The organism is Sphingobium sp. B7D2B, assembly GCF_025961895.1.
Lineage (GTDB): Bacteria > Pseudomonadota > Alphaproteobacteria > Sphingomonadales > Sphingomonadaceae > Sphingobium.
In genome coordinates this window covers 3,223,407-3,241,630 of the sequence record NZ_JAOQOM010000001.1, presented here as the reverse complement: position 1 = coordinate 3,241,630, position 18,224 = coordinate 3,223,407, and the positions used below count along the sequence as shown (strand labels likewise).

The 18,224-nt window shown below is 66.5% G+C and carries 17 protein-coding genes; 7 read left to right on the top strand and 10 right to left on the bottom strand.

Annotated elements, in window-relative coordinates:
* Positions 1-87 precede the first annotated feature (87 nt).
* A complete protein-coding gene (locus tag M2341_RS15000; RefSeq protein ID WP_264585783.1) occupies positions 88-897 on the bottom strand; it encodes an IclR family transcriptional regulator in 810 nt (269 codons plus the stop codon).
* A gap of 288 nt (positions 898-1,185) precedes the next feature.
* On the opposite strand from M2341_RS15000, the gene M2341_RS14995 reads away from it, so the two are divergent.
* The 3 genes from M2341_RS14995 to M2341_RS14985 all read left to right on the top strand — a co-directional run bounded on the left by M2341_RS14995 (position 1,186) and on the right by M2341_RS14985 (position 4,925).
* A complete protein-coding gene (locus tag M2341_RS14995) occupies positions 1,186-2,016 on the top strand; it encodes a hypothetical protein (protein WP_264585782.1) in 831 nt (276 codons plus the stop codon).
* 48 nt (positions 2,017-2,064) lie between these two features.
* Positions 2,065-2,718, top strand: a complete 654-nt coding sequence (locus M2341_RS14990; protein ID WP_264585781.1) for a YceI family protein — start codon at positions 2,065-2,067, stop codon at positions 2,716-2,718.
* Between the two features lie 119 nt (positions 2,719-2,837).
* Positions 2,838-4,925: an AsmA family protein gene (locus tag M2341_RS14985; RefSeq protein ID WP_264585780.1), complete on the top strand. Its 2,088-nt coding sequence runs from the start codon at positions 2,838-2,840 to the stop codon at positions 4,923-4,925.
* On the opposite strand, the gene M2341_RS14980 is transcribed toward M2341_RS14985, so the two are convergent.
* A complete protein-coding gene (locus M2341_RS14980) occupies positions 4,922-5,386 on the bottom strand; it encodes a hypothetical protein (protein ID WP_264585779.1) in 465 nt (154 codons plus the stop codon). The two genes, M2341_RS14985 and M2341_RS14980, sit on opposite strands and share 4 nt — an antisense overlap.
* A gap of 99 nt (positions 5,387-5,485) precedes the next feature.
* Here M2341_RS14980 and M2341_RS14975 point away from each other — a divergent pair, with 99 nt between their 5' ends.
* Positions 5,486-6,016 (top strand): nuclear transport factor 2 family protein, encoded by a 531-nt coding sequence (locus M2341_RS14975; RefSeq protein WP_264585778.1) that lies wholly within the window; start codon positions 5,486-5,488, stop codon positions 6,014-6,016.
* Positions 6,017-6,037: 21 nt separating this feature from the next.
* On the opposite strand, the gene M2341_RS14970 is transcribed toward M2341_RS14975, so the two are convergent.
* The 7 genes from M2341_RS14970 to M2341_RS14940 form a co-directional block, all read right to left on the bottom strand.
* Positions 6,038-7,024, bottom strand: coding sequence for an FAD:protein FMN transferase (locus tag M2341_RS14970; protein WP_319801067.1), 987 nt, complete (start codon positions 7,022-7,024; stop codon positions 6,038-6,040).
* 2 nt (positions 7,025-7,026) lie between these two features.
* The gene (locus M2341_RS14965; protein WP_264585777.1) at positions 7,027-7,875 is read right to left on the bottom strand and encodes a DUF4198 domain-containing protein; all 849 of its coding nucleotides are present in this window, start codon (positions 7,873-7,875) and stop codon (positions 7,027-7,029) included.
* 30 nt (positions 7,876-7,905) lie between these two features.
* Positions 7,906-8,382: a DUF2271 domain-containing protein gene (locus M2341_RS14960; protein WP_181560645.1), complete on the bottom strand. Its 477-nt coding sequence runs from the start codon at positions 8,380-8,382 to the stop codon at positions 7,906-7,908.
* Positions 8,383-8,396: 14 nt separating this feature from the next.
* Positions 8,397-9,059 (bottom strand): PepSY-associated TM helix domain-containing protein, encoded by a 663-nt coding sequence (locus M2341_RS14955; protein WP_264586058.1) that lies wholly within the window; start codon positions 9,057-9,059, stop codon positions 8,397-8,399.
* 250 nt (positions 9,060-9,309) lie between these two features.
* Positions 9,310-11,253, bottom strand: a complete 1,944-nt coding sequence (locus tag M2341_RS14950) for a glycoside hydrolase family 127 protein (RefSeq protein ID WP_319801059.1) — start codon at positions 11,251-11,253, stop codon at positions 9,310-9,312.
* 200 nt (positions 11,254-11,453) lie between these two features.
* A complete protein-coding gene (locus M2341_RS14945) occupies positions 11,454-11,741 on the bottom strand; it encodes a DUF3297 family protein (protein ID WP_264571315.1) in 288 nt (95 codons plus the stop codon).
* Positions 11,742-11,859: 118 nt separating this feature from the next.
* Positions 11,860-12,192, bottom strand: a complete 333-nt coding sequence (locus M2341_RS14940) for a hypothetical protein (RefSeq protein WP_264571314.1) — start codon at positions 12,190-12,192, stop codon at positions 11,860-11,862.
* Between the two features lie 216 nt (positions 12,193-12,408).
* Between M2341_RS14940 and M2341_RS14935 the strand changes: the two genes are divergently transcribed.
* A complete protein-coding gene (locus tag M2341_RS14935) occupies positions 12,409-13,032 on the top strand; it encodes a DUF4157 domain-containing protein (RefSeq protein ID WP_264585776.1) in 624 nt (207 codons plus the stop codon).
* A 340-nt stretch (positions 13,033-13,372) separates the two neighbouring features.
* Here M2341_RS14935 and typA read toward each other — a convergent pair whose 3' ends face one another.
* Positions 13,373-15,205: a translational GTPase TypA gene (gene typA, locus M2341_RS14930; protein ID WP_264585775.1), complete on the bottom strand. Its 1,833-nt coding sequence runs from the start codon at positions 15,203-15,205 to the stop codon at positions 13,373-13,375.
* 307 nt (positions 15,206-15,512) lie between these two features.
* On the opposite strand from typA, the gene ybaL reads away from it, so the two are divergent.
* Positions 15,513-17,165, top strand: coding sequence for a YbaL family putative K(+) efflux transporter (ybaL, locus tag M2341_RS14925; RefSeq protein WP_264585774.1), 1,653 nt, complete (start codon positions 15,513-15,515; stop codon positions 17,163-17,165).
* Positions 17,166-17,278: 113 nt separating this feature from the next.
* Entirely contained in the window at positions 17,279-18,145 is an 867-nt protein-coding gene (locus tag M2341_RS14920; RefSeq protein WP_264585773.1) for a class I SAM-dependent methyltransferase, read from the top strand.
* The last annotated feature ends 79 nt before the right edge of the window (positions 18,146-18,224 follow it).

Below are 18,224 nucleotides of genomic sequence, written 5' to 3'. Positions count from 1 at the left end.
ATATGTGTCACCCCGCCTCTCCCCATTGCGCACAGTGTGCAGCTCTGCCTGCCAGACAGGGACGGGGCCCCCATGGCGTCAATCCTCTCAATGGACATCGGGGCGCAATTTCGGAATGTGGAAGGGATGGGCGCGCCCTGTGCTGTCGGCGGCGCGGCCTGCGAAGCTGTTCGCGGCCCTCACCACGTCACGGACGAGATCGGCATCGCGCGCCGCGTGGAAGCGGGGCAGGGGCATGACGACGCCGAGCGAGCCGATCAGCCGTCCCGCGCCATCGAAAACCGGCGCTGCGACCCCGGCGAGGCCAAGCTCCTCATCCAGATTGCGTGCGACGCCCTCGTCGCGGATGCACCGCATCTGCTCGAGGAATTGGGCGCGCTTTGCCGGCGGTCTGCCCGCGATGGGGCTGCGGGTGATGGACCGGAAGATGGCTTCGCTCTCACTCGGTGGCAGGCTGGCGAGAATGGCTTGGCCGAGCGATCCCCAAGGCAATTCGATCTCGATGCCTTCTTCCAGCGCCGGGCAATGGTCGCAGGCGGCATTGGCCACAGCGGCGACCACGGCGCGGCGCCGAACCGGGGCATAGAGGCATAGCACGGCGGTTTCCGACCATTTGCGCACAAGCCCGGCAAGCAGCGGCCGCGCGCTGCGCACCGGATCGAATTGTGCCATCAGCTGCGATGCCAGCCGCGTGAGTTCGCGCCCTGTGCGGTAGGTCTGGCCATCGCCGCGCTCGACGATGCCTTCGGTGAGCAGGGGGCGCAGCAGGCGGTGGACGGAGCTGAGCGGCAGGCCCGACCGCTCCGCAAGCTCGCCGAGCGTGAACTGCTCGCTGCCCTCGATCACCAGCCTGAGGAGATAGATGACTCGCTCTGCCGAGCCGCGCGGGCTGGTCATTCCGCGTGCATCCAGGCGGCGCGCTCGGTTGGCGCGTGCGCCCCATATCGCGTCCCCCATGGACATGAAGATGCCGCGCCGATCCGTCCCCGGCTTTGCGTGCCGCCCATCATTCCCCTCCATTGCGCGTGCTATTCGGATAGCACTGTCAATCAGCATCTGTCAGTTTTCCGATTGACGGAAAAACGCAGTGCAACGTCATGATCCAGATACAAATCTGTTCGCAAATCCGTCAATGGAGTTCACAAAGTCAATTGAAAAGTCTCGGGGCAGACGGGGAGGGATCACATGCAATCGGGAGTAGCGGAGGATATTGTCGGCGGAATCGGGCGGCGTGCGTTCATCGCCTCGCTCGGTGGCGCGGCCGCCGTCGCGGCGATGAGCGCGGAGGCCAAGGCCGATGCGCTGGAACATGCGCTGGCGGATAACCTCGGCCCTGCCGGTCGCACCTTCCCCACCGTCGCGCAGGTCGATGCGCAGATCCCGACGCGCCACTACCGGCGGGGTGTCGGCAATGTCTTCATCGCCGAGCAGGGGACGGTCGACGTGCTGACGCCCATGCCGGAAAAGCCGCAGCTCGCCGATTTCATCCGCCTGCGCTTTCAGAGCACGTCCAACCACTGCCTGCAGAGCGCCACGCAGGCGCGCAAGCGCAACATGGATGAGGATATCGTCTTCGCCTGCCTCGTCCATGACCTGTCGATGGCGATGATGCGCGCGAATCATGGCTTCTGGAGTGCGCAGCTTTTCGAGCCCTATGTCTCCGAGAAGGTCGCCTTCGCCATCCGGCATCATGCCGCGCTGCGCTTCTTCCCGGACGATGAGACGGGCTACACCTATCCCGACATCTATCGCGAGATGTTCGGCGAGGATTATGTCCCGCCGCCGCATGTGCAGCGGGAGTTCGCGATGGTCCGCAAGCACCGCTGGTACATGGCGGCCCGCCTTGTGACCGTGAACGATCTCTACGCCTTCGATCCCAGTGCGCAGGTCTCGCTCGATCCGTTCGAGGATGTGATCGGCCGCCACTTCCGTCAGCCCGCGGAGGGCCTCGGATTCGATAGCAGCCCGAGCGCCCATATGTGGCGGACCTTGTTCAATCCGGATTCGCCGCTCTGAGCGCCCGATATCCGCACGCCTTTTCTTGACTGGTTGGAGGACCGTGGAATGATGAAAAGAACGAAGATCGCTCTGGCGACTGCATTGGTGGCTCTGCCGGCCATTCTGGTCGTGGCGCCGCTGGCCGCGCAAAATGAGGCGCAACTGCCCGGGCAGAAGGATGCCAGCCGGGTCGCGGCCGGCACCTACAAGGCCGATGCGGGCCACACGCTCGTCGGCTGGCGCGCCAACCACTTCGGCTTCAACGACTATTTCGGCATTTTCGGGGACATCACCGGCACGCTGGAGATCGATCCGGCCAAGCTCTCCGCCGCGAAGGTGGATGTGTCCATTCCGGTCGCGCGCGTGGTGACGGCCAGTGCCGGCCTCAACGGCCATTTGCTGCGTGCCGGCAAGGATGGCGGCAAACCTGACTTTTTCGGCCCCGATCCGGCGCCGGCCCGCTTTGTCTCCACCAGTGTGGTCGCGACGAGCACCACGGCTGCAAAGATCACCGGCGACCTGACACTCAACGGCGTGACCAAGCCGGTGGTGCTTGAAGCGGAGTTCACCGGGGCCGGCAAGCATCCCTATAACGGCAAGGCGACGCTCGGCTTCGAGGCGACGGCGGCGATCAAGCGGTCGGACTTCGGCATGACCTATGCGATCCCCATCGTCTCCGACCAGGTCGAACTCACCATAAGCGCGGCCTTCGAGAAGTAGGTCGCGCCAGCGCTCAGCGGCGGTTCAGCTTGCCGGCGCTAGTGCGGCGGCATGAACTCCGGGGATGAGCGTGGGGCGGCGGCAGCGCTGATGATCCGGCGTGCCAGTACTGGTGCGCCGTGACCGCACCACCGCGCCTGCCGCCCTTGGACGATCCTCACCCTGCCACGCCTCGGGCCGCCCGCCGTCGCCGTCCGCTGCTCTGGGCAGCGCTGGCCGTGCCGCTGCTGGGTTGGGCCGGACTGGCCGCCGGTCTTGGCACCACGCTGCTGCGCGAGCCGATCGAGCGCCGGGCGAGCGCCGCGCTGGGCCGTGCCGTCGCGATCGATGGGGATGTCCGCCTGCTGGTGACGCCTTTCTCCCTGCAACTGGCTGCGGACGATGTGCGCATCGCCAATGCCGGCTGGGCGCAGGCGCCCGATCTGCTCAATGTCCGCGCTCTGACGGCGCGCTTCTCCACATTCGATCTGCTGATCGGGCGCCCTGGCCCGCGTGCGCTCGGGTTGCGCGGCGGCACGCTCGATCTGGAGCGGCAGGCGAGCACGGGCGCGGCCAACTGGAAACTCGGTGGCAAGGACGGTCTGTTTGCCGTCGCTGGCGTGCAGCGGGTGGACGCGGACGATGTCGTGCTGCGCTACCGGGACGAGCGCGACGGGATCGAGAGCTGGCTCAAGCTGGTCGGCAGCGGTCCGGGCGCGGTGCGTTTCACCGGGCGGGCCAGTCTTGTCGGTGATGGCTTCCGCATGAATGGCTCCAGCAACTCGGCCGAAGGGCAACCGTTCCGCTTTGCCTTGCGCGCGGGCGCGGAGACACTGGACCTGCGGCTGGAAGGGGAAAGCGACAGCCCGTTCCGGCTGGCCGGGGCGGACCTGCGGGTCGGGGCGCGCGGCCCCGATCTTGCGACGCTAGCGGCACTGGCGCGCATCGATCTTCCAGCCGCGCCGTCCTTTTCGCTGACGGCCCGGCTCGCGCAGCGGCGTGGCGGCTGGCATTTCAGTCGCATCGCAGGGCAGCTTGGCGAGACAGATCTCAGCGGCAGCCTGACGCTCGATCAACGCGGCGCTCGTCCGCGCGTTGTGGCCTCTCTGGCGTCTAATGCCCTGCATCTGGCGGACGGCATGGCTGTGCTGGGGCTGCGCACGGCGACGTCCCTATCCGATGGCGAAGGTCCGCAGCCCGTCGCTTCATTGCTGCCGGATGCCACCCTGTCTCCCGAAGCGTTGCGCAGTTTCGATGCTGTGGTCGACTATAAGGCCGAGCAGATCGAGGGCGTCGGGGACGCGGGCTCCGTGCTCAAGCCCGCGCATCTCGCCATGCGGCTCGCGCTGATCGATGGGCGGTTCATGCTGTCGCCGGCCAGTGTCGATCTCGCCGGCGGGTTCGTCTCATCGGATATCTACATTGATGCGCGATCCGCCCCGGCGCTTGCCCGCTACGATATTCGCCTCTCGCCGACGCCGATGGGGCCGCTGCTGGCCGGCTGGGGCCTCGCCCCGCGCGAGACGACGGCGCTGGCGCGCGGGCGCATCCAGCTGAGCGGGCGCGGCGAGACCCTGCGCGAGACGCTCGGTCATGCCGATGGCCGCATCGCCCTGGTGCTGCCGGCAGGGCGCGTGGGCATGGCGCGGGCAAGCGCCTCGGAGCTGGATATGACCAATCTGCGTGCTGCGATGTTCGGCACGCGCAGCGGCAACGGGGTGGATTCGGGGGGAGGCATGTTCTGGGGCCTCGGTCAGCGCCTCGGGATCGGCGGCGATAAGGCGGGGGCAGATGACGCGACCCACCTCAATTGCGGGCTGATCGCCTTTTCGGTCCGCGACGGGCTGGCGACGGCCGACCCGATCCTGATCGATACCGATGGTCATGTCGTCACCGGGCGCGGCGAGTTCGATCTGCGGGGCGAGCGGCTCGATCTGCGCTTGCAGGCGCAGGGCAAGAGCCGCGAATGGTTCGGTCGCCCCGCGCCGATCCTGATCGGCGGCACGCTGGCCGCGCCGACCGTGCTGCGCGAGCCGGTCGATCTGTTCCGGCCGCAGCGCTTGTTCGGCTTTTCGATGATGCTGCCGGATGTGCGGGCCATCTTCGGCTTTGTCGACCCGGACGAAGCGCAGGCGCCGGCTTGCGGGACGCTGCTGCGCGGCGGAGCGACGGCCGACGTGGCGGCGGCTGGCCCGGCGCCGAAGCCTGCGGAACTGGCCTTGCGCTAAGCGGGCGGGGCGGCTGCGGCGTGGCGTCGGTCTGCCAGCCAGAGCGACAGGCCGGTCAGGCCGTGCAACAGAACGATCATCGTGAGCAGGAAGAAGGTGGCGCTGACAAAGCCCGGGAGGAGCAAGACCTCGATCGCGCACAACAGGAACACCGCCATGGTCAGCAGTAGATTGGCGATGGAGGATGCCCCGCGCCGCGTCGATCGCACCACCTCGACCAGCAGGAAGACGATGGTGAGCAGCAGCAGCATGTCACCCCAGTTCAGCATCAGCATTACGCCCGAAAGCATGGGCAGCGAGAAAGCCTCGCCCCGCATCACGGCGGCCAGCGGCGGCTCGGTCTGATCCGGCTGCGGCGCGCCGGCGAACAGCGCCACCAGATTGTAGATCAGCACCGGAATGAGCAGCAACGGGAAGCTGTTGAGCAGGTCTACGGCCCGGCGATTGTTGCGGTCGTCCATGCGGTCTCTCCCTCAGGCTCGCCAGCATGAGACTTTTGCGGCACAAAGGCCAGAGCCGCCGGCACGGAGCGCACGGGCGGAATGGAGAGGGGAGAGAGCATGAGGGTTTTCGCACGCATTCCGACCATCGCGGCGCTGTTAATTGCCATGACCATGGTCACCGGCCCGGGGCATGCTCAGGTCGCGGCCTCGGCCGAGGCGCAGCAGGCGATGCTCGCCAGCCCGGACCCAAAGCTCGCCGCCAACAAGAAGCTCGTTTACGACATGTATCGCCATATTGTGCAGGGTGGCCATGCCGATCTGGTCGAGCGCTTCTTCACGCCCGACTATATCCAGCACAATCCCAATGTCGCCTCGGGCCGGAATGCGCTGGCGGCCTTCCTGCGCGGCTCACGCCCCGCCCGCCCGATTTCGCCGATCATCACGCTGCCGATCATCAGGATCGTGGCGGAGTGCGATTATGTGCTGGTGATGAGCGAGCGCCCGATGAAGGACGAGGCGGGCAAGCCCTATGTCACCAGCTGGTTCGATGTGTACCGGATCGAAAACGGCCTGATCGCCGAACATTGGGACCCGGCTCTCAAAAGTGCGGCGATGCTGAAATTTGACCCGAATGAAATGGGGAAATGAAGGCGAAGTAACTGGCGGGGCTCAATCGCCCAGCATCTCCGCCAGCGCAGGGCTGATCCACTCGCGGGTCGTCGCGCCATCCTGGACGAGCATATGGACGGCCAGCCCCTCGCGGATCGCCAGTGCGGCGCCGGCGTGCAGTCCGAGCACGGTGAGCGCGCTGGCCCAGGCGTCGGCATCCATGGCGCGGGCGTGGAGGACGCTGACCGAGGCGACGCCGTTCTCCACCCGCCGCCCGGTGCGCGGATCGAGCGTGTGGGCGCCGCGCACATAATTGCCGGATGTCGCCACGGCCAGTTGATGCAGGGCGATGCGGATCGGCCGGGCGCGCATGGACGGCGGAATTTCAAGGTCGACCCACCACGGGTCGCCATCCGGGCGCATCCCGCGGCCCACCAATTCGCCGCCCACCTCGACGAGGCAATGCGCCACGCCGCGCTCGGCCAGCAGGTCCGCCACGGCATCGACGGCATAGCCCTTGGCGATGCCGGAGAGGTCCAGCCACAGGCCGCCCGGCTGACGCAACCGGCGGGTCGTTGGCTCGAACGCGAGGCGTCGCCAGCCCGATTCCGTCAGCGCCTGCGCAAGCGCTTCGTCCGTCGGCTCGCTTTGCATGGGGTTGGGCCCCAGCCCATAGAGATCCGTCAAACGCCCGATGGCCGGATCGAACGCGCCGTCGGTGCGCTCGGCAAGAGCGAGGCCGGTCGCCATCACGGCGGCAAAGTCGGCGGACAAGGTGGTCCACTGCCCAGCCGGCGCCGCGCCGAAGCGGCTGAGGGCGGAATCCGGCGCCCAATGGCTCATATCCGCCACGATGGCATCGAGCCGTGCCTGCGCATCCGGCTTGAGCGCGTCGGCATCCACATCCGGCGGGGCGCAGAAGCGCACCCGCCAGATGGTGCCCATGGTTTCGCCGCCAATCTCCTGCACCGGCGCGCCCGGGTCGATCCCGGCGAGGGCGCCGGGCTGGATCGAGGGCACGACGATGCGCGGAACGGCGCCGAGCATGGTCAAGGCGCCATCACTTCCAGCGTGGCGGTGTAGCTCATCCGCCGCGCCGTGACGCGCGGGGTGGCAGGCTTGTCGTCGCTCAGCGAGGCGTTGAGCCAGATCATGCCCGCCATCGGCCAGTTCACCGTGGCCACGCCGTCGGCATCGGTCGTTACCTCGAACACGCCTTCATTATCGCGATAGCGCTTGCCGCCCGGCACCAGCGTGACCTTGAGGCCAGCCGCCGGTTGACCATCGACCAGGAAGCGCAGCTTGGCCGGCTCATCCTGTACCAGCTCGGCAGGATGAGTGATCGGCACCATCTCCAGCCCCTTGCCCAGCGGCTTGATAGCGCTCGGCTCGCCCTTGGTGGCGAAGAACTCGTTGCGACCGCTGGTTTCGGTCAGCTTGAGGTCAGTTGCGTTGGCCGGAATCTCCGCGACGCTGCTCACCTGATTTGCCGGTGCCTGTGCGCCCAGTGCCGGCGGCGGTCCGCGCCGTCCACCCAGGCGCCACTCCACGCCATCGACCTTGAACGTGCCCATCACGCCGGATTGCGCGCTGCCGATGCGCCAGGTGCCCGGCTGGTCGAGCTGCACGTCGAACACCGAGCGATAGCGCCCCGTGGCGGCATTCTTGATCTGCGCTTCGCTGCCGTCCGGCCGCCAGGCCTTGACGGCTTCGAGCCGCATGGCGTTGTGATCGGCGTAGAAGAGGTCATTGGAGCTGGCCGCGTCTACCGTCACCCACGGGTCTCCGCCCGAGAAGATGGTGCCGGAGGGGAGCAGCCACTGGCGGTGAGCATTGGCGGGCATCGCCGTGGCGGCGATCAGCGCGGCGGCGGCAAGCAGAGCGGTCTTGATGCGCATGGGGTCGTGGCCTTTCGGGTCTTGGAAAGCTCAGCGAGCGGAAATGGTGATGGCGCCCAGTTCGGACTTGCCGGTGGCGGAGCCGCCCTTGGCGGGCACCTGCAGCGGAATGGAGACGATCTCGCGCCCGCCGGTCTCGCGCGCGGCTTCCACATAGAGCGTGTACTGGCCCGGCTTGAGCGTGGCGGGCAGGGCGATCTTGTGCGTGCCCGGTGCGCGGGTGGCGCTGCTCACGCCATCGGCGGGCAGCTTGAGGCTGCGGCCGCCCTTGCGCCACCAGGTGCGCAGATCGGAGAGCCACTTCGTGCCAGGCTCGCGGCCCTGCAGCTTGACGTCATACCAGACAAAGATGGTCTGCGCCGCGCCGCCGCCGGTCGGCTCGACCCATGCCGCGACATAAGGCCGGTGATATTCGGCGACATTGAGGCGGGGAATGGTCACGCTGATTGTGCCGGCCGTGGCAGGCGTGGCGACGAGACCGGCAAGGACGAGGGAAGTCTTCTTCATGGGAGAGCGGGTCCTCAGTGAATGAATAGCAGGGCGATGACGAGCGGGATGAGCAGCCCCAGCCCGACCAGCGGCCAGGTGGAGGGGCGATGCCGGGCGTGAAGCTGGAGCAGCAGCAGGCCGGTCAGGGTGAACACGATGCAGGCGACAGCGAAGATGTCGATGAACCAGCTCCACGTGCCGCCAGTGTTGCGGCCCTTGTGCAGATCGTTGAAGTAGGAAATCCAGCCGCGATCGGTGCGCTCGGCCGTCACGGCGCCGGTCGCGCGATCGATGGTGATCCACGCATCGCTGCCTGGGCCGGGCAGGGCGACATAGACCTCCTCGTCCGACCATTCCGCCGCGCGCCCGGTTGCGTCGAGTGAGACTGCCTGACGCAGATGCGCGGCGACCGGGGCGGGCAGCGGCGCATCGGCTGAAGCAGGCGCCGCCTCGATCTGGGCGAGCAGGGCGGACGGCAGGGTCGCGGTTCGCTCCTCGACCTTCGGCGCGGCACCGATGGAATCGGCGTGGTTGAGCGTGATGCCGGTGATCGCGAACAACATCATGCCGATCAGCGAGATCGCCGCGCTGATCCAGTGCCAGCTGTGCAATTGCTTGAGCCAGAAGGCGCGTGCCTTGCGCTTGCCCGGGGCCTTCTGCGCGGGCCGAGCGGCACTGGAGGGAGATGCCGACACGGACGCCCCGCGCGCGATGGCTGCCGCGCCGCCGCTTGCCGCTACCGGCTCATCCGCCCGCTGCCTGTCCACCCGCTGTCCGTCCACATGCCCCCCGACGATGATTGGCGACGCGCAGCGATCAGCCTGCGCGAATCATGTTCGAGCGCCTCCATTGCATATATTGAGAAGCATTCGCAAGACGAGATGGCGGTACGGGACCGCTAAGCCGCATCGAAAGAGCGGGCCGACCAGGGAGGGGGGCTGGCCCTCAATTGCTGGCAGGATGCAGCGGCCAGTAGGTCGCGTAGCGTTCGTGACGGATCTGATAATAAGGGATCAGCCGCACGGGGCGGCCCTCCCGGTCGGGGATCATGAACTCCAGCGGGGCGGTGCCGGGGCGGAGCTGCCCCGCAATCGTCTCGGCATCGCCCGCCAGTTGGGGCGGGGAGAAGGGCGTATCGTTATATTGGCCATAAAGGCGCTCGTTGACGACCACATCCGATCCCGGTGCCAGCCCCTCCGTCCCGAATGCGCCAGCGAGCACGACCGGCCCATAAGTGAATGCCACGATTCCCGGCGCCGCGGGCGATGCCTCGACGCGCACCTGCATGTCCAGTTGGAGCGTCAGTATGTCGCCATCCCGCCAGCTGCGGTCCAGCTCCAGATAGCTGCCCGGCTTCGTCGATTGCGCCAGCGGCGCGCCATTCAGGCTGACGCGCGCTGTCCGGCTCCAGCGCGGGTGGCGCAGGCGCAGGGTCGCGCGGATGGGGCGGGCCAGAGACCAGCGCAGGGTGGTGGACGGTTCTTCGGGGAAGCGCGTGGTTTGGGTCAGTACCGCGCCCTTATCCCGCCAGCGCACCGATGAGGGGATGAACAGGTTGACGACCAGCGCCTCGGCGTCATGAAAATAGATCGAATCCCGATACTTCGCATGGTTCTCCATGCCGGATCCGGCGCAGCACCAGAAGGAATCGATCGGGGTGCAATAGAGCTTCATGTAGCCCGGCCGCGCGCCCTGAAAATAGGTGACGAGGCCGGTCTCCGGGTCCTGTGACGCCAGAATGCCATTGTAGAGCGCGCGCTCGTAAAAGTCGGCCAGCTCCACCTGCGGATCGTGCAGGAACAGCGCGCGGGTGAGCTTGAGCATATTATGCTGGCCGCAGGTTTCAGAGCCCTTGGCCGAGAAGACATGCGCGGCGAAGTCGGCGGGCGGATAGAAGAACTCGGCATCGCCATGGCCGCCCGTCGCATAGGAGCGGGTGCGGGCGACTGTGCGCCAGAAGAAGGCTGCGGCATCGCCATAGGCCTTCTCACCATTCACCTCGTAGACGCGCTGGAAGCCGACGAACTTGGGCACCTGCGTATTAGCGTGCATGCCATCCAGCAAGTCCCGCCCCTTAGCGGCCGGCTCCATTACCGCCTTCTGGGAGAATCGCTCGGCCAAGGTGCGGTAATCGGCCTTTCCGGTCAGTACATAGAGATCGGCGATCACCTCGTTCATGCCACCATGCTCGGTGGCGAGCATCGCCTCGAAGGCGGCGGCGTCGAGCGGCCGGGTGGCGACCACCGCCCAATCGGCCATGCGCAGCAGCACAAGGCGAGCAGTGTCACTGCCGGCAAGCTGCCACGCATCGCGCAAACCGGCAAAAATCTTGTGCAGTGTGTACCAGGGGACGCCGGTGATCGGCTCGCCCCGGATATGCGCGGCGACGAGCGCGGCGCCTTCAGGAAAGGCGCAGACCAGCCCCACGCCGGATGCGCGCTGGCAGGCATCCAACTCGTCGGCGATATAATCGATGCGCTGCTTGAATCGCCCATCGCCGGTGGACCGGAACATCAGTGCGCAGGCGGAGAGATAATGGCCGAGCGTGTGGCCGTGGCAGTGGATGTCTGCCCAGGTCGCCTCGGATTCCCAACCGCCATAGACCGGTGCCTTGGGAGCGAGCCCGGCATTTGTGCGGAAATTGGCCAGCATCCGGTCCGGCTCGAGCGAAAGCAGATAGGCTTCCGTGCCTCGTTGCGCGGCGAGAAACGGACTTTCCAGTAGCGTCACATCCGCCATGTCGAAGGGCTGAAGGCGCGGCGCCACGCTGAGCGCGCCCTTAGACTGAGCTGATGGCAAGGCTGCACGCGCGGTAACTGGCGCGAGAATCCCGCTCACCAGCGTGGCCGAGGCGACGGAAGCCAGCAACTCACGGCGAGACGCCGACACGCCCCTTGCATGCATATGACAGGACATAGCCGCCATCTAATCCTCCCCAATCGCGTTCAACTTCGCGTTTTGATAACGCTACCATAAACGAGGCGGGCGGGAAGGCAATTCTTTCGATCGGATGGCGATCATCCGCCACTATCAGCGCGGCCATCAACGCAGATGGTTTGGCCCGCGCGCCTGTCGCGGGCCATCAGGGCTCAGTCCTGCTTGGCGTCCTCGAACCAGGCCTCGACCGGGCCGGAGAGCTTGATGGTCAGCGGCTGGCCATGGCGGTCGCGGGTCTTGCCGGCGGCGACGCGGATCCAGCCTTCGGAGATGCAATATTCTTCCACATCGGTGCGCACCCGGTCCTTGAAGCGGATGCCGATGCCCCGCTGCAGCGTCTCCACGTCGAAATGCGGGCTGCGCGGATTGGTGGAGAGGCGGTCGGGCGGCGTCTCGCTCTGCGGTGCGGCGGGCGTGTCGGATGCGGGAGTATCAACCATGGCTCGTCCTTGCCGAAGAGCTTTCGGCCAGTCAACGCTTCTCAGGAGCGCGCATGGGGCAGTCCGCGAGGGCGGCCGGGCCGGAGACTGTCCGGCCCCGGTCGTGCGGTTGGCATGATCAGCGGCAGATGCGCACGCGATACCGCTCGCCGCGCCAGCGGTCCCAGCGGGTTTCGGTCCAGCAGCGGCGACGGTCGTTATAGCCGTAGCCGCTACGATAGCCGCGGTCGTGACGTCGCCAGTCCCGGCGGTCGCTGCGATAAGACCGTTCGCGATAATGGCGGTCGCGGCGGACGTCGCGGTAGCCATCACGATAGGCGCCACGATCATAATCCCGATAGCTGATCGACAGGCTGCTTTGGGCCTGAGCCGGTGCCGCAGCGAGCGGCATGAGGCCGAATGTGGCCGCAACGGCGAAGGCGACCGAAGCGAGGCGGGGGGTAAGAGGCATGTCATTCTCCTGTGTCCAATGTCGGCGTTGCGCGCGGCCTCGCTCGTCCGATCCATCCTTTCTGCCAGACCGGCCTGAACGCCCGCGAAACAGGCCGTTCATCTGCCCATGGGGCGTGCCCTGGATGCGGTGATATGTGGAAGGATGGTCGCGAAGGGCGTGGGACGCGTAAGGCGTTAAAAGCGGGTTCAGCCGTGCGGACGTAGAGGTGGTGTCATGCCCCGTTTCTCCTTTCCCTCCCTGCTGGTCGTGCCGCTTGCCGCGGTGGGGCTTCTGATTCCCGCATCCGGTTTCACCGTTCCCGCGCGGGCTCAGGACGCCGCCCGCCAGGTCGTACCGGCATTTGACGAGGCCGGCCGGCGCTTGCTGACTGATCTGCAGGGTGCGGGGCAATTGTTCGCGGCGCAGGCGCTGGCGAGCTGGATCACCGCCTCGCGGAACGATGCGGTGGCCGCCGGCGTCGAGCCGATCCCGCCCGCCATTCGCGCTCGGCTGCGCGGCCATATGCCGGACGCCCTGCTGGACCGCGTGCGCTATCGCGTTGGCCAGGGTCACGAGTTCAGCCTGCAGACCAATACCTTCAACCGCAGCAATGCCGCGGCGATCACGCTGGACGATGTGGTGCTCTTCCGCTCCGCCGAGGATGCCGCCTCGGATGTCGGCCTCTGGGCGCATGAGCTGCATCATGTGCACCAGTATCGCCAATGGGGCGTCCAGGGCTTCGCCCAGCGCTACACGCGGGATTATCAGGGTGTCGAGGCGGAGGCCCATGCCGAGGCGGAACGGGTTGTCGCCGCGATGCGGACGACTGGGACAGCAACGCCCACGCCTGCGCGCTAGGTTGCGAGGACGATGTGGCGCGGGTCAAATTCAACCTTCTCCCCTTGAGGGAGAAGGATACGGAGCCTTGTCGCCATCTGGCGGTTAGGCGGAGTTGGATGAGGGGTGGCGGATCTCTGATCCGCGAGATCCTTTGGATCGCTTACCCCTCTCCCAGCTTCGACTAAGGCAGCAGGCTGCCAAGTCTGCGCATCCCTCTCCCTCAAGGGGAGAGGGTTTGGAGCTTGTCCCTCGCGCGCACAACGCCCTTGAGCGGGACTGGGAATGGGGTCGTTCGGCGCACGCCGCCTCTTCCCCCAAAAAAAAGGGCGCTCGTCCGGTTGGACAAGCGCCCCTTGGCTCAAGCGGCCTTGGACCGCGAGGCGCGCTTGCGCTCGTTGGGGTCGAGGTAGCGCTTGCGCAGGCGGATGGTCTTGGGCGTCACCTCGACCAGTTCGTCATCGTCGATATAGGCGATGGCCTGCTCCAGCGTCAGCTTCCACGGCGGCGTCAGGCGGACGGCGTCGTCCTTGCCGCTGGCGCGGAAGTTGGTGAGCGCCTTGGACTTCATCGGGTTGACCTCAAGGTCTTCCGGCTTGGCGTTCTCGCCGATGATCATGCCTTCGTAGAGCGCCTCGCCCACGCCGACCATCAGCACACCGCGCTCCTCAAGGGGCCCGAGCGCATAGGCATTGGCCTCGCCGGCGCCGTTGGAGATCAGCACGCCGTTCTTGCGGCCTTCGATCTTGCCCTTGTGGGGACCGTATTTCTCGAACAGCCGGTTCATGATGCCGGTCCCGCGCGTGTCGGAGAGGAACTCGCCATGATAGCCAATGAGGCCGCGCGAGGGCGCCGAGAAGGTGATGCGGGTCTTGCCGCCACCCGAGGGCCGCATGTCGGTCATCTCGGCCTTGCGCTGGTTCATCTTGTCCACAACCGTGCCCGAGAATTCATCATCAACGTCAATGACGACGGTCTCATAAGGCTCGGTGCGGTTGCCGTTCTCGTCTTCGCCGAACAGCACGCGCGGACGCGAAATGCCGAGCTCGAAGCCCTCGCGGCGCATTGTCTCGATCAGCACGCCCAGCTGAAGCTCGCCGCGACCGGCGACCTCGAAGCTGTCCTTGTCCGCGCTCTCGGTGACCTTGATCGCGACATTGCTCTCGGCTTCGCGGAACAGGCGGTCGCGGATCATGCGGCTGGTCACCTTGTCGCCTTCACGGCCCGCCATCGGCGAATCGTTCACCGCAAAGCGCATGGAAAGCGTCGGCGGATCGATGGGCTGTGCCTTGATCGGATCGGAGACCGAGGTGTCGGCAATGGTATTGGCCACGGTTGCCACGGTCAGGCCGGCGAGGCTGATGATGTCGCCCGCCTGCGCCTCATCGACCGGCACCCGGTCGAGGCCACGGAAGGTCATGATCTTGGAGGCGCGGCCGGTCTCGATGATCTTGCCGTCCATGTCCAGCGCGTGGATCGGCTGGTTGATCTTCACCACGCCGCTGTTCACGCGGCCCGTGAGGATGCGGCCGAGGAAGTTGTCGCGGTCGAGCAGCGTCACCAGGAAGGTGAACGGCGCTTCGATGTCCAGCGCCGGCGGCGGTACATGGTTAACGATCGTCTCGAACAGCGGCGTCAGCGTGCCTTCGCGCTTGGTCGGGTCGGTGCTGGCATAGCCGTTGCGGCCGGAAGCATAGAGCACGGGGAAGTCGAGCTGCTCGTCGGTCGCGTCGAGGCTCACGAACAGATCGAACACCTCGTCCAGCACTTCCTGGATGCGCTGGTCGGGCCGGTCGACCTTGTTGACGACGACGATGGGACGCAGGCCGAGGGCCAGCGCCTTGCCGGTCACGAACTTGGTCTGCGGCATCGCGCCTTCAGAGCTGTCCACCAGCAGCACCACGCCATCGACCATCGAGAGGATGCGCTCCACCTCGCCGCCGAAGTCGGCGTGGCCGGGCGTGTCGACGATGTTGATGCGCGTGCCTTCCCACTCGATGGAGGTGGGCTTGGCGAGAATCGTGATCCCGCGCTCCTTCTCCAGATCGTTGGAGTCCATCGCCCGCTCATCGACGCGCTGATTGTCTCGAAAAGTGCCGGACTGGCGGAAAAGCTGGTCGACGAGGGTGGTCTTGCCATGATCGACGTGCGCGATGATGGCAACGTTCCGCAGAGCGTTGGGACGGGGGCTCATGATAATCTCTCTGGGCTTGTGGACGGCCGACACGGGTCATCCGGCCGGAATTTCTCGCGGCCCTTAGCGGAAAGCGGCGCTCGGCGCAACGGCCAGCAACGCGGATGGTCCGCGGCCTCGTCATAGTCGGTGCGGCCAGCCTAAGTGCTTGAAGGCAATGACCATCGTTGCGCATGGTCGTCAAGCCATTAAAGTCCTTGCGACGAAGCGACGGTTGCAGCGTCGTGCGATGCCTTTCTGGCAGAGACGCTGCAACATTCGCGTTCCGCACCATAGGATTTCGCCTCAACAGGAGCTGCCATAAAGGATGCCGCATTACACGCCGCTCATCGCCACGGTCGTCGCCGGCCTCGTCGCGGCCTTTTTCATGGGCGCGCTGGCGATGCGGCTGCGGGTCTCGCCCATTGCCGGCTATCTCGTTGCCGGCGTGATGGTGGGGCCGTTCACGCCCGGCTTCGTCGCCGATCCCAACCTCGCCAATGAACTTGCGGAAATCGGCGTCATCCTCCTGATGTTCGGCGTCGGGCTTCATTTTTCGGTGAAGGATCTGATGGCGGTGCGCCGCATCGCCGTGCCCGGCGCGATTGTACAGATCGCCACGGCCACTGTGCTTGGTATGGGACTCGCCTGGCTGATGGGCTGGGGCGTGCTTTCCGGCTTCATCTTCGGCCTCGCTTTGTCTGTCGCGAGTACCGTCGTGCTGCTGCGGGCCTTGCAGGTACGCGATCTGGTCGAGACGGAGCGCGGGCGCATCGCCGTGGGCTGGCTGATCGTCGAGGATCTGGTGATGGTCCTGGCGCTGGTGCTGCTGCCGGTACTGGCCGGCATTGCGCTCGATCCGCAGAGCGAAGGCCTCTCGGCGATGGGTTGGCCGGTGCTGATGACCATCATCAAGGTGAGCGGCTTTGTCGCGGTGATGTTGCTGGTCGGGCGCCGGATCATTCCCTGGGCGCTACACTGGGTGGTGCATACCGGCTCACGCGAGCTGTTCCGCCTCGCGGTGCTGGCGATTGCGCTGGGCGTGGCAGCGGGATCGGCCTTCATCTTCGATGTGTCCTTCGCGCTCGGGGCCTTCTTTGCGGGCATGATCCTCGGCGAAACCCCGCTCAGCCGGCGCGCGGCCGAGGAGACGCTGCCGTTGCGCGATGCATTCGCGGTGCTGTTCTTCGTCTCGGTCGGCATGCTGTTCGATCCGATGGTCATCCTTCGCCAGCCCTTGCCGCTGCTCGTCACGGTGCTGATCATTACGGTCGGCAAATCGCTCGCTGCCTATGCCATCGTCCGCGTCTCCGGCTATCCGCGCGAGACGGCGATGACGGTTGCAGCCAGCCTCGCGCAGATCGGCGAATTCTCGTTCATTCTCGTCACGCTGGGTTTCGGTCTCGGCGTCCTTCCGTCCGAAGCGCGCGACCTGATTCTGGCCGGCGCGATCATCTCGATCTTCCTGCACCCGTTCCTGTTCTCCTACATCACCCATCGCGCGAGCGAGGCGGCCAAGGTTGATACGCCGCCGGTGGCAGCCCCGTCCGCTACCCTCGTGCATGTCGTGCTGGTCGGTTACGGCCGCGTGGGCCGGCTGATCGCCAAGGCGCTGCGCGAGCGGAACAAGCCGCTGGTGGTCATTGAGAGCAATGCCGAACTGACCGATGCCGCGCGGCGCGACGGTCATGAGGCCGTGACCGGCAACGCGCTGGACCGGCGGGTGCTGGAGGCGGCCGGCATCGACCGCGCGACCAGCCTGCTCATTGCGATTCCCGAGGGGTTCGACGCCGGGGCCATCGCCCAGAAGGCGCGGGCGCTCCGCTCTGGCATCGGCATCGTCGCGCGGGCCCATTCGGACGGCGAGGTGGAGCATCTGATCAAGCTCGGGATCGGTGACGTGGTGATGGGCGAGCGCGAACTGGCGGCGCGGATGCTGGAGCTTGCGCTGCGCGGAAACCTGCAAGCGCAAAGCATTTGATGTCGCGCGCATCACCGCTCGACAGAGGGACGGGACATTGTCATCTATTGAGCAAGCGGCCTGCCGGACAGTCAGGACGGCAGGGGCCGCATCATGGGTTGGGAGACAAAGGCATGGGTGCCGATGGCAGCGGGGTGGAGATCAGCAAAACTGCTGAAGGCTGGGCTGGCGACATGGGGCGCAACTGGCTCGCCAATCTGGATCGGCTCGAGGGGATGATTGACCCGATCGGCGCGGTGGCGCTGGCTCGGGCGGACTTCCAGCCCGGCGAGCGCGTGATCGATGTCGGCTGCGGCGGCGGTGGCACCAGCCTTGCCATTGCCCAGGCGGTCGCGCCGGATGGGCATGTCACCGGCGTCGATATCTCGTCCGACCTCATCCTGTCCTGCGGTGCGCGTGCGACGCTCAGCGGCCTGCAGAATGTCAGCTTCGTCTGTGCAGACGCTGGCGCGGCGCCGATCAACGGCGCGCCGTTCGACCGGCTGTTTTCGCGCTTCGGGTCGATGTTCTTTGCCGAGCCCAAGGCGGCGTTCCGAAATCTGCGCGGGCAGGTCCGCGACGGCGGGCGTATCGATCTCGCGGTCTGGGCGGCGCCACCGGAAAATTCCTGGATGCAACTGATGCAGCAGGCGCTGAAGGATCTGCTGCCGGCACCGGATGGGCGGCCGGACCCCAGAGCCCCCGGCCCGTTCGCCTTTGCCGATACGGTATGGCTGGGAGAGGTGCTGGCCCAGGCCGGCTTTGCGGAGATGGACGTGGCGCCGTGCCTGCGCGACCTCCCCGTCGGCGGCCCCGGCGCGAGCGCGCAGGATGCCGCGACCTTCGTGCTGTCGGCCATGCACATCGGTAATCAGGTCGCGCCTGACCGGATGCCCGAGGCGCATGCTCGCCTCGCGGCGGCCTTTGCACCGCATCATGTGCCGGGCCAGGGCGTCATGCTGGCCGGCAAGGCTTTGCTGGTGAGCGCCGTAGCCGCCTAGATTGGAACCGGCGCGCCTGGCTTGGCCATGTCGCGCACAAAAAGAAGGGCCGGCGCAAGGCCGACCCTTCCCGTTTAGC

Coding starts and splice junctions, on each gene's coding strand:
- M2341_RS14965 (WP_264585777.1), bottom strand. CDS start 7,875: ATGCGCATCAAGACCGCTCTGCTTGCCGCCGCCGCGCTGATCGCCGCC.
- M2341_RS14970 (WP_319801067.1), bottom strand. CDS start 7,024: ATGCTCGGCGCCGTTCCGCGCATCGTCGTGCCCTCGATCCAGCCCGGC.
- M2341_RS14990 (WP_264585781.1), top strand. CDS start 2,065: ATGATGAAAAGAACGAAGATCGCTCTGGCGACTGCATTGGTGGCTCTG.
- typA (WP_264585775.1), bottom strand. CDS start 15,205: ATGAGCCCCCGTCCCAACGCTCTGCGGAACGTTGCCATCATCGCGCAC.
- M2341_RS14995 (WP_264585782.1), top strand. CDS start 1,186: ATGCAATCGGGAGTAGCGGAGGATATTGTCGGCGGAATCGGGCGGCGT.
- M2341_RS14975 (WP_264585778.1), top strand. CDS start 5,486: ATGAGGGTTTTCGCACGCATTCCGACCATCGCGGCGCTGTTAATTGCC.
- M2341_RS14935 (WP_264585776.1), top strand. CDS start 12,409: ATGCCCCGTTTCTCCTTTCCCTCCCTGCTGGTCGTGCCGCTTGCCGCG.
- M2341_RS15000 (WP_264585783.1), bottom strand. CDS start 897: ATGACCAGCCCGCGCGGCTCGGCAGAGCGAGTCATCTATCTCCTCAGG.
- M2341_RS14920 (WP_264585773.1), top strand. CDS start 17,279: ATGGGTGCCGATGGCAGCGGGGTGGAGATCAGCAAAACTGCTGAAGGC.
- M2341_RS14940 (WP_264571314.1), bottom strand. CDS start 12,192: ATGCCTCTTACCCCCCGCCTCGCTTCGGTCGCCTTCGCCGTTGCGGCC.
- ybaL (WP_264585774.1), top strand. CDS start 15,513: ATGCCGCATTACACGCCGCTCATCGCCACGGTCGTCGCCGGCCTCGTC.
- M2341_RS14980 (WP_264585779.1), bottom strand. CDS start 5,386: ATGGACGACCGCAACAATCGCCGGGCCGTAGACCTGCTCAACAGCTTC.
- M2341_RS14960 (WP_181560645.1), bottom strand. CDS start 8,382: ATGAAGAAGACTTCCCTCGTCCTTGCCGGTCTCGTCGCCACGCCTGCC.
- M2341_RS14945 (WP_264571315.1), bottom strand. CDS start 11,741: ATGGTTGATACTCCCGCATCCGACACGCCCGCCGCACCGCAGAGCGAG.